At 68.6% G+C, this 9,620-nt stretch carries 8 protein-coding genes; 5 read left to right on the top strand and 3 right to left on the bottom strand.

Annotation, left to right across the window (positions count from 1 at the left end):
- Positions 1-116: 116 nt before the first annotated feature.
- Positions 117-728 (bottom strand): hydrolase, encoded by a 612-nt coding sequence (locus Q4I23_RS26495; protein ID WP_498528190.1) that lies wholly within the window; start codon positions 726-728, stop codon positions 117-119.
- A 279-nt stretch (positions 729-1,007) separates the two neighbouring features.
- Between Q4I23_RS26495 and Q4I23_RS26490 the strand changes: the two genes are divergently transcribed.
- From Q4I23_RS26490 to Q4I23_RS26470, 5 genes are all read left to right on the top strand, one after another.
- Positions 1,008-1,442 carry a response regulator gene (locus Q4I23_RS26490; protein WP_014197623.1) on the top strand — a complete coding sequence of 145 codons (435 nt, stop codon included), beginning with the start codon at positions 1,008-1,010 and terminating at the stop codon, positions 1,440-1,442.
- 140 nt (positions 1,443-1,582) lie between these two features.
- Positions 1,583-2,692, top strand: a complete 1,110-nt coding sequence (locus tag Q4I23_RS26485) for a cobalamin B12-binding domain-containing protein (protein WP_498528189.1) — start codon at positions 1,583-1,585, stop codon at positions 2,690-2,692.
- Positions 2,693-2,730: 38 nt separating this feature from the next.
- Positions 2,731-3,927: a sensor histidine kinase gene (locus Q4I23_RS26480; RefSeq protein WP_498528188.1), complete on the top strand. Its 1,197-nt coding sequence runs from the start codon at positions 2,731-2,733 to the stop codon at positions 3,925-3,927.
- 133 nt (positions 3,928-4,060) lie between these two features.
- On the top strand, positions 4,061-4,753 hold the full coding sequence (locus Q4I23_RS26475) for an exopolysaccharide biosynthesis protein (RefSeq protein WP_498528187.1): 693 nt from the start codon (positions 4,061-4,063) through the stop codon (positions 4,751-4,753).
- Positions 4,754-4,779: 26 nt separating this feature from the next.
- Complete coding sequence (locus tag Q4I23_RS26470; protein ID WP_454017529.1) at positions 4,780-6,084, top strand: hemolysin family protein; 1,305 nt, start codon at positions 4,780-4,782, stop codon at positions 6,082-6,084.
- A 22-nt stretch (positions 6,085-6,106) separates the two neighbouring features.
- Here the strand turns inward: Q4I23_RS26470 and rodA are convergent, their stop codons facing one another.
- Together rodA and Q4I23_RS26460 are read right to left on the bottom strand one after the other, a co-directional pair.
- Positions 6,107-7,279: a rod shape-determining protein RodA gene (gene rodA, locus Q4I23_RS26465; RefSeq protein ID WP_454017530.1), complete on the bottom strand. Its 1,173-nt coding sequence runs from the start codon at positions 7,277-7,279 to the stop codon at positions 6,107-6,109.
- 138 nt (positions 7,280-7,417) lie between these two features.
- Entirely contained in the window at positions 7,418-9,577 is a 2,160-nt protein-coding gene (locus tag Q4I23_RS26460) for a TIGR02302 family protein (RefSeq protein WP_498528186.1), read from the bottom strand.
- Between the last annotated feature and the right edge of the window lie 43 nt (positions 9,578-9,620).

Raw genomic sequence — 9,620 nt, 5'->3', positions numbered from 1 at the left:
GACAGCCCGGCCAAGCAGTATGAGGAGGCCGGCCTCGCCGCCCGTCACATCGTCGCCACGGCGCTGCAGGCGCTGGGCAACCACACCGGGCGGATCGCGACGCTGGGATAGAAACCTTACCGCGCTTCCGGCTTGCTCTTGCTCCGCGCGGCCTTTGCGGCTTTTGCCTTCACGGGCTTGGCGAGGTGCTTCAACTCCTCGTACCGGCTCAGAAAGAGGGCATAAGCTTGGTCGGGGCCGACCGGAACGATCCTGTCCGGGTGGGCGGCCGGCAGATGCCCCCAATCCAACCAAGCCGGGGGAAGAAGGTCGCGCAGCTCCGTCGCCATGCAGACGAGGTCGGCCTGCTTGATGGCCGGCGCCTCGTCATCGAAGCCGAACCAGCGGCGCAGCGCGTCCTTGACCGGGTGAAGCCGCTGTTTGACATAGTCGCGGTCCAGCATGACCTTCACCGGCGACGGCCAGTCGCCAAGGAACTCCTCGCAGTCGTGCATCAGGGCCGAGTAGGCCAGGGGCGGCGGCACCAGACGCGAGACCATCACCGAATGCTCGGCGACCGAATACCAGGGCCGCGCCGCGCCGCCCCAACGCGGTTGGGACGACAGGCACTGGGCGATGTCCTCGATCGGCATGCCCGTGGCGTCCGGCGTCAGCAGATCAAGGACGAAGCCGGACGGCATCAGGATGGCCGTGCGTCCGTCCGGTCGCTTGAGAAGGTCGAGTTGCATGGATCGCGCTGTTCCAGAACCACGGGCCGGGCGCGGTGCCGCTTTCAGGAGCCGGACCCGGCCGTCAATCGGTGTGGGTTTAGCAGATCGCCGACCCCGCGGACAACGGACCCCGGCGCATCGCCGCCATCGGCCGCAACAACCCGTCGCCTTCCTGTCCCTGCGGTTGAAGAAATTACAAAATCAGCATCATTTACCGGCTTTTCCGGCATGGTCCGACGATGTAACGTGCTTCTGCATTCGCCCAATGCAACGACACGGATATGGGTGGCCGCGCCGATGCTGACTGACAATGCGAAGGATGGGCTGCCGAGCCGCAGCATCAACGACCTGCGTGTCCTGCTGATCGAAGACGACGACTTCACCCGCCGGCTGATGAGCCGCCTGCTTCAGGATCTGAAGGTTCGCCATGTGTGGGAGGCATCGGACGGCATGGCTGCGCTGGGCATCCTGCGCGACCATGCGGAGGAGGTGGACCTCGCCATCTGCGATCTGGAAATGCCGCGGATGAGCGGGCTGGACCTGCTGCACGCCCTGCGCACGGCCACGGGCAACCCGCTCGCCGACCTTCCGGTGATCGTGCTGACGGCGCATCGCGAGGCCGACACGGTCAAGCGGGCCATCGCTTACGGCATTTCCGGCTATCTGGTGAAGCCGGTGTCGAAGGCCGACCTCGTGAAGCGGCTGACCTTTGTTCTTCAGAAAGGCCGTTAGCAAAACCGTCGAACAGAAGATTAACAACCATAGGATGCGGTTGCCGAAATCTGGACCGGTCGGCGCAGTCAGGCGTTGCAGGAACGGGTGCGAGGGAGCACCTTTCATCCGAACGCCCCCTCGACCGGAGACGCCGCGCCATGCCGGAGACCGTCCGGCCTTCCCAGGACCCGATACGGATCGCCTCCAACCCCATTGCGGACCGCCGCGCCGAATTGGCGCGCGCCGTCGTGGCGATCCAGTTCGAGCGCTGGCCCGCGCTCTACGCCCGTTACGGCGAGGACGGGCGGGAACGGTGCGTCGAGGATGTCGGTTTTCACCTTCTCTATCTTGCGGAGGCCGTGGCCGCCGACAGCCCGGCGCTGTTCCGCGAGTATGTGGCCTGGGTCAAGGTCCTCTTCGCCGGGATCGGCATCCCCGACGAGGAACTGGGCGAAAGCCTGGAAATCCTCCGCGACGTGGTGGCCGCCCGGATCGATCCCGCCACGGCGACGCGCGTGCGCGCCTGCGTGGGGGAAGGGCTGGCCGCTTTGCCCGCCCTGCCGCGGGAGGTGCCGCCCTTCGTCCGGTCGGACGCGCCGCTCGGCGCGCTCGCCCACGCCTATCTGGATGCGCTGTTGTCCGGTGACCGGCGCCGGGCGGCGCTGCTGGTGACGGACTCGGCGGCCGGCGGGGCGACGGTGCCCGAGCTTTACCTGAATGTGTTCCAGCCGGTTCTGCGCGAGATCGGACGCCTGTGGCAGACGCGCGCGATCACCGTGGCGCACGAGCATTTCGCCACCGCCGCCACACAGACGATCATGGGCCAGCTCTATCCGGTGATCTTCGCCGCCGAGCGGCGCGGCCTGTCCATGGTCGCCACCTGTGTCAGCGGGGAGCAGCACGAGATCGGCATCCGCATGGTCGCCGACTTCTTCGAGATGGCCGGGTGGGACAGCCATTATCTCGGCGCCAACGCGCCCGTGGACAGCGTCGTCCGGTCGGTGCGGGAGCGGGGCGCCCGCGTCCTGGCGGTGTCGGCCACCATCACCGCCCATGTCGGGCGGGTCGCGGCCCTCATCGCCGCGGTGCGCGCCGAATCCGGAGAGCAGCCGCATGTGCTGGTCGGCGGTTATCCCTTCAACCTCGTTCCGGACCTGTGGAGGACGGTCGGTGCCGACGCCTTCGCCCCCGGCGCGGAGGAGGCGGTCGCCATCGCGGAGCGGCTGATCGGCCCGGCGGCTCCGAACCGCGCCGTCGGTGTGGGGTGATGCGTGTTCCGTGACCCATGCGGCTTGAGGGAGAGGGCATGGACGGGCTGGTCCTGACCTGCGACCACGATGGACGGCTGCGCGCCCTGCACCGGCTGGGCGCCGGTTTGCCGGGATTGACCGGAAAGCCCGGCACGCCTTTCCCGATTCTGTTCGGCCCGGACGCGGTGGCCGGCGCGCTGGACCTGTTCAGCGGCCTGCGGAAATCCGGCCGGGTGATCGACCAGCCCCTGTCCAGCCGGCTCGACCCCATGGGGGGATTCCATGTCAGCGGGCTCAGCGACGCGGAAGGGTTGGTGCTGGCCGTGGCGCGGGCGCCCGGCGGGCTGTCCGCCGTGATGGAGGAATTGGAGACGCTGAATCCGCGGCTGGCCCAACGGCTCGCTCCGCTTCGGGAGGTGGTGCCGGGGCCGGAGGTTCCCTCCCTGGACGCGCTGTTCGGCGAAATGACCCTTCTCAACAACGAGCTGGCCAACGCCCAGCGGGCGCTCGCCAAGGCCAACGCCGAGCTGGCCGCCAGCAACGAGCAGAAGAACCGGCTGATGGGCATGCTGGCCCACGATCTGCGCACGCCGCTCCAGGTCGTCGTCGGCTTCGCGGAGCTGCTGGAGCAGAGGCTGGACGGGCGCTTGGAGGCGGCGGAGCGTGCCTGCCTGGAGCGCATCCGCGAATCCAGCCTGTCCATGCGCCACATGGTGGAGGACGCGCTGTCCCTGGCGGCGCTCCAGGCGGGGCGGATGCGGTTGACGCGGCGGCCGTCCGATCTGATGACGCTGGTCCGGCGGAACGTCTCGATGAACCGCGTGTTGGCCGAAGGCAAGTCCATAACCATCGAGCTGTCCGTGCCCGAACCGCCCATGCCCATGGCCGACATCGACCCGGCCAAGCTGGACCAGCTTCTCAACAACCTCCTGTCGAACGCCATCAAATACTCCGACCGCGGTGGGAGCGTCCGTGTGGCTCTGAGCGAGGCCCCGGGGGAGGGCGGCGGCTGGGCGCGCCTGCGTGTGTCCGACGACGGCCGCGGCATTCCGCCGGCGGAGCTGGCTCAGCTCTTCCAGCCCTTCGCCCGCACCGGCCGGCTGGGCACGGAGGGGGAGGGAACGGTCGGCCTCGGCCTCTACATCTGCCGGTCCATCGTCGAGGGGCACGGCGGGCGCATCACCGCCGATTCGGCGCCGGGACGCGGCTCGACCTTCACCGTCGAGCTGCCGTTGGTGGCATCATCCCCTTGAGAAACGGCACATTCCACAGATGGGCTGGCGCACCGACCGGCGATGCTGTAAAAGGAGCCGGTACGATGTTGCGACGCGAAAGGTCCATGGGTTTACCCTTCCGCCGTTTCGGGCGGCCTCCGTGGGGAGCGCCGTGAGCGACGGCCGACCTCCCGACACGTCCTCGGACCGTCAGGCTCCGGAGGGCGTCGACCGCGGCGATGCCGCGACCACCGGTTTCCCGCCGGTGAACCCCGCTTCGGCGGTGCTGGACGATTTCCTGAACCACGACCACGGCGCGCGGATCGCGCTTGGTGACCTCGTGGGCATTCTGGGCGACCGCGCCTTCGGCGCCCTGCTTCTGATCCTGTCCATTCCGAACATCCTGCCGGTGCCGGGTCTGTCCACGGCGACGGGCCTGCCGATGCTGCTGATCGGCGCCCAGATCGCCGCCGGACGCGACCGCCCCTGGCTGCCGCGCCGGCTGGCCGCCCTTACGCTGGACCGGGACGCCTTTTTGCGGGTGATCGCGAAGGCGAAGCCGCATGTCGACCGGCTGGAGCGGCATCTGCGCCCGCGCCTGCCGGCGATGACCGCTCCGACGGCGGAACGGCTGCTCGGCGTGGCGGTGATGATTCTCGCCGGAATCCTGGCCCTTCCCATCGTCTTCGGCAACCAGCCGCCGGCCTTCGCCATCGCGCTGATCGCGCTGGGGCTGATCGAGAAGGATGGGGCCTTCGTCGTCGCCGGCCTCGTCGCCGGGCTGATCGCCATCGTCATCGTCGCCGCCATCCTGTTCGGTTTCGGGCAGGCCGGCATGCTGATCTTCGACAAACTGTCTTCATAAAAGGGAGCGCCCGCGGGCTCGACGCCATGATTTGGGAAGTACTGGTCATCATTTTGCTGATCCTGCTGAACGCCTTTTTCGCGATGTCGGAAATGGCGCTGGTGTCGTCGCGACGCGCGCGGCTTCAGCAGATGGCCGAGGAAACACGCAGCAAGGGCGCCCGCGCCGCGCTGAAACTGTCGGAGGACCCCGGCAACTTCCTCTCCACCGTGCAGGTCGGCATCACGCTCATCGGCATCATCGCCGGCGCCTACGGCGGCGCGACCCTGGCCGACCGGCTGGGCACGGTCCTGGACGCCAACGTCTCCTGGATCGCCCCTTACGGGCAGCAGGTCGGCTTCGCGCTGGTGGTCGCCGCGATCACCTACCTGTCGCTGATCGTCGGCGAACTGGTGCCCAAGCGCATGGCCCTGGTGAACGCGGAGCGCATCGCCGCCGGCGTGGCCGGCCCGATGAGCGTCCTGTCGCGGGTCGCCATGCCGCTGGTCTGGCTGCTCGGCGTCTCGACCGAGGGTTTGATGAAGCTGCTGCGCCTGCCCACCGCGCGCGAGCAGACCGTCACCGAGGAGGAGGTCAAGAGCCTCATCAAGGAGGGCACGCAGACCGGCGTCTTCGAACCTGCCGAGCGGCAGATGATCGAGGGCGTGTTCCGCCTGTCCGATCGCACAGCGCGGTCGATCATGACCCCGCGCCCGGACCTCGTGTGGATCGACCTCGACGACCCGCCCGACGCCATCGCCAAGGAGATCCAGGCCAGCGGCTATTCCCGCTTCCTGGTCTGCCGCGGCGATGTGGACGAGGTGCAGGGCATCGTGTCCAGCAAGGCGCTGCTCAACCAGGCGCTCCAGGGCCGCAGCTTCGACCTGCGCGAGGCCATGGTGGAGCCGCTGATCGTCCATGACGGCACCCCCGTCCTGCGGCTGCTGGAGCTGTTCAAGCAGGCCAGCATCCACATGGCCGTGGTGGTGGACGAGTATGGCAGCGTCGAGGGCATCGCCACCGTCACCGACATCATGGAGGCCATCGCCGGCGAGATGCCCGAACAGGGGCAGGAAGGCGACGGATTCGCGGTCCAGCGCGAGGACGGTTCCTGGCTGGTGGACGGCATGACCCCGGTGGAGGAGGTCGAGTCGCTGGTTGGCGTCAGGGGTCTGAAGGGCGAGGGCGATTACCACACCATCGCCGGTTTCATGCTCGACCGGCTGGGCCATGTGCCCACCGCCGCGGAGCATTTCCACTGGAACGGCCTGCGCTTCGAGGTCGTCGACATGGACGGCCGGCGCATCGACAAGGTGATGATCCAGGAGAACGGCGAGGTCTCGGAGGGCTGACGATGCGCCCCGAAGAGCGGTATCACAGCTCGGTGACGCCGCTCTTCGGGATGCGGACCTCGCGGTGGACCGACATGCTGAGCAGAAGCCCCACGCCAATCATCAGCGTCATCATCGCCGACCCGCCGTAGGACACCAGCGGCAGCGGAATGCCCACCACCGGGATCAGGCCGGTGACCATCGACACGTTGACCATCACGTAGAGGAAGAACTGCGCGGTCATGCCGACCGCCACCAGACGGGCGAACTGGCTGCGGCAGCTCAGCGCGATGACCACGCCGTAGATGAACAGCATCAGGTACAGCGCCAGCAGGATCAGCGCGCCGACCATCCCGAACTCCTCCGCCAGCACCACGAAGATGAAGTCGGTGTGCTTCTCCGGCAGGAACATCAGCTGGCTCTGCGAACCGGACATGAAACCCTTGCCGAACAGCCCCCCCGATCCCAGCGCGATCTTCGATTGGAGGATGTTGTAGCCGGCGCCGAGCGGGTCGGTTTCCGGGTCGAGGAAGGTGTAAACGCGCTGCTTTTGGTAATCGTGCAGGAATTCCCAGGCGATGGGGATGGCCGAGAGGCCACCGCCGATGACCACCAGGAACTTCCAGATCCTCACGCCCGCCGCGAAGAAGACGGCGCCGCTGCCCATGATCAGCAGCAGCGAGGTGCCCAGGTTCGGCTGCATCAGCACCAGCGCCACCGGGATGAAGACCAGCAGCAGGGGCGGGATCAGCAGCAGCGGGCGGCCGATCTGGTCCAGCGAGATGCCGTGGAAATACCGGGCCAGGGCCAGGGCCAGGGCCGGCTTCATCAGCTCGGACGGCTGGAGCTGGAAGAATCCCAGGTCGATCCAGCGCTGGGCGCCCATGCCGATGCGCCCCATCAGCTCCACCGCGACCAGCAGGCAGAGCACGATCAGGAAGATGGCGTAAGCCGACTTCATCAGATGCCGCACGTCGATCAGCGCGATCATCAGCATCAGGACGAGGCCGGGGACGGCGCGCACCAGCTGCGGCTGTGCCCAGGGCTTCCAGTTGCCGCCGGCGGCCGAATAGAGCAGAGCCACCCCGACCGACGTGATGATGCAGACCAGGAGAACCAGCCCCCAGTTGATCATGCGGAACTTGCTGCCAAGCGTCAGTTCCGGGCGCTGCGGGGCAAGCCCGCCCGACCCGTGGTTCGAAAGGACCGCGACCATGAGGAAACGTTCGTTGTGTCCGGGGGCGTCCGTGCCGGAAGGGCAAGCGGCGGCGCCTTGCGCGGCGGATACTGCACCAGCGCCGCCCTCCGGTAAAGCCGCCCGGTCCCCCGGCCTTAAAACTGCTTCAGCGCCCGGTCAGAACTGCTTCAGCAGCCGGTCGATGTACTCGCGCTCCATCTGCGGACGGCCATACTGCCCGGAGCGGCGGCGCAGTTCGTCGAGGATTTCACGGGCGCGCTGGAGTTCGGCCTCCTCGGGGATCTTCACGTCCTCGTTGTTGTAGTTGCCGAAGCCGGAGGGGCGGCGGCCCAGCGGGTCGCGGTTGCGGCCCTGGCCCTGGCGCTGCTGCGCCTGTCCGGGCTGCTGCCCGCTCATCGCCGGACCCTGCTGGCCCATCATCTGCTGCATCATCTGCTCGGCCATCGCCTGCATGCCCTGCTGAAGCTCGTCCATCGCCTGGGTCTGCGGCGGAACGGCGGAGCCGGGCTGCCCCTGCTGGAGCGCTTGCCCCGCGTCGCGCATCGCCCGTTCGGCGCGGCCGAGCGGGCGCGGGATTTCGCCGCCCTGCTGCTCGCCCATGCGGCGCATCAGTTCGCCGAGCTGGCGGCGCAGCGCCTCCTGCTGCTCGGCCTGCTGCTGCATCAGCGGGCTGCCGGACTGACCCTGTTGGCCTTGCTGCCCCTGCTGCGGACGGCCCTGGCGGTTGCGCGGCCCCTGCTGCTGGCCCTGCTGCCCGTCCTGCCGGCCCATCTGCTCCTGCGACTGGCGGAAGGTCTGGTCGAGCAACTGCTGCTGCCGCTGCGTCAGCTCCTGAAGCTCGCGCATCATCTGTGCCGCCTCGTTCTGGCCCTGCTGCTGCATCTGGGCCATGGCGCCGTTGCGCATGTTCTCCATCATCTGCTGAAGCTGGGACAGCATCTGCCGGGCGGCGTCGCGGGCGCCGGTCTCGGCCATCTGCCGCATCTGCTCCATCATCCGCTGAAGGTCCTGGCGGTCCATCATCTGGTCGGCCATTTCCGGCGGCACCATGGGAATTTGCTCGCCACGCTCCAGCGCCTCGCGCATCTGCTGCTCCATGGCGTCGAGGAACTTGTCGAGCGCCGCCTGAAGCTCGTCCATCAGCTTCTTCAGCTCCTGGTCGTCGGCGCCGCGCTCCAGCGCCTCGGCGAGACGGCTCTCGGCGTCGCGCAGGTCGCGTTCGGCCAGCGACAGCCCGCCGTCCTCGATGCGCAGCGCGGTTTCCCACAGAAGCTGCTGGACGGCTGGGACCGATGCCCCCTCCTCGTCGAGCAGCAGGCGGTTCACCGCGGTGCGCATCGCCAGGAAGGCCACCAGATCGCCGCCGAACTGGCTGGGTCTGGACGAGATTTCCGCCAGCGCGCGGGCCACTTCGATGCGGAGCTGCTGGGGCCGCAGGGTCAGCTTTTTGCGCTCCTCCACGATGGCGCGGGCGACCGGGTGGTTGAAGACGCGCTCCGGCAGGACCATCGCCACGTCCTCCGTGCTGCCGGTCTGGCCGGCGCCGTCGAGCGCGGTCAGGCGGATGGTGACGTTCAGCCCGGCCCAGGGATGGGCGGTCAGGTCGTGGAAGGCGGCGTTGCGCGCCTCGCGCGGGCGGACGCCGGGTAGGGCCAGCGGCAGCTCCAGCGGGCTGCGGTCGAGCGCCGGGGCCTCGCCCTCCGGCAGGTCCAGCCGGACGACGGCCTTGGCCTCGGCCAGCCCGTAGTCGTCCTGCGCGGTGTAGTCCAGCCGCAGCGCGCCGCGCTCCCCCTTGGTCGGGGGGCTGGCGTAGGCGATGGTCGGCGGGTTGTCCGGGATGATCCGCACGTTCCAGCCGCCCAGCAGGTTGGACCCCTGGGTCACGGCGATGCGGGCACCGTCCTCAATGGGCTGCTGGATCTGGAAGGTCGCGGAGTCCACGGCCTCGAAAGCGGTGGTCTTGCTGCCGGCCTCCAGCGACGGCGTGCCGCTGCCGCCGGTGACGCGGGCCAGCACGAGGCTGCCCTTGGGAACCGGCACGGGGTCGGCAAGGCTCGGCGTATGGGCGGGGTTGGCCGACTTCAGGAAGACCGGCGGCAGGCCGGTGTATTCCGGCGGCGTCACCCAGAGGTCGAGCGTCGCGACCGTCGCCGTCGCCGTCCCGCCGAAATGCGGGGTGATGGCGGCGACAAGACGCGGCTTCCAGTCGCCCCAGGTCGCGCCGCCCGCGGCGATCAGCACCAGCGCCACCAGCGCGCGCAGGGCGTAGCGGTCCTGGGCGGCGAGGCCGTCGGACAGCGGCTGTCTCTTATACACATCTCCGAGCCCACGAGACTATAACAGCTATCGCGTATGCCGT

It is taken from the genome of Azospirillum sp. UFLA03-27 (genome assembly GCF_059803775.1).
Note: the sequence above shows the minus strand (reverse complement) of the source record. Positions and strands in the feature narration are given on the sequence as shown.

Coding starts and splice junctions, on each gene's coding strand:
- Q4I23_RS26495 (WP_498528190.1), bottom strand. CDS start 728: ATGCAACTCGACCTTCTCAAGCGACCGGACGGACGCACGGCCATCCTG.
- Q4I23_RS26490 (WP_014197623.1), top strand. CDS start 1,008: ATGCTGACTGACAATGCGAAGGATGGGCTGCCGAGCCGCAGCATCAAC.
- Q4I23_RS26485 (WP_498528189.1), top strand. CDS start 1,583: ATGCCGGAGACCGTCCGGCCTTCCCAGGACCCGATACGGATCGCCTCC.
- Q4I23_RS26480 (WP_498528188.1), top strand. CDS start 2,731: ATGGACGGGCTGGTCCTGACCTGCGACCACGATGGACGGCTGCGCGCC.
- Q4I23_RS26470 (WP_454017529.1), top strand. CDS start 4,780: ATGATTTGGGAAGTACTGGTCATCATTTTGCTGATCCTGCTGAACGCC.
- rodA (WP_454017530.1), bottom strand. CDS start 7,279: ATGGTCGCGGTCCTTTCGAACCACGGGTCGGGCGGGCTTGCCCCGCAG.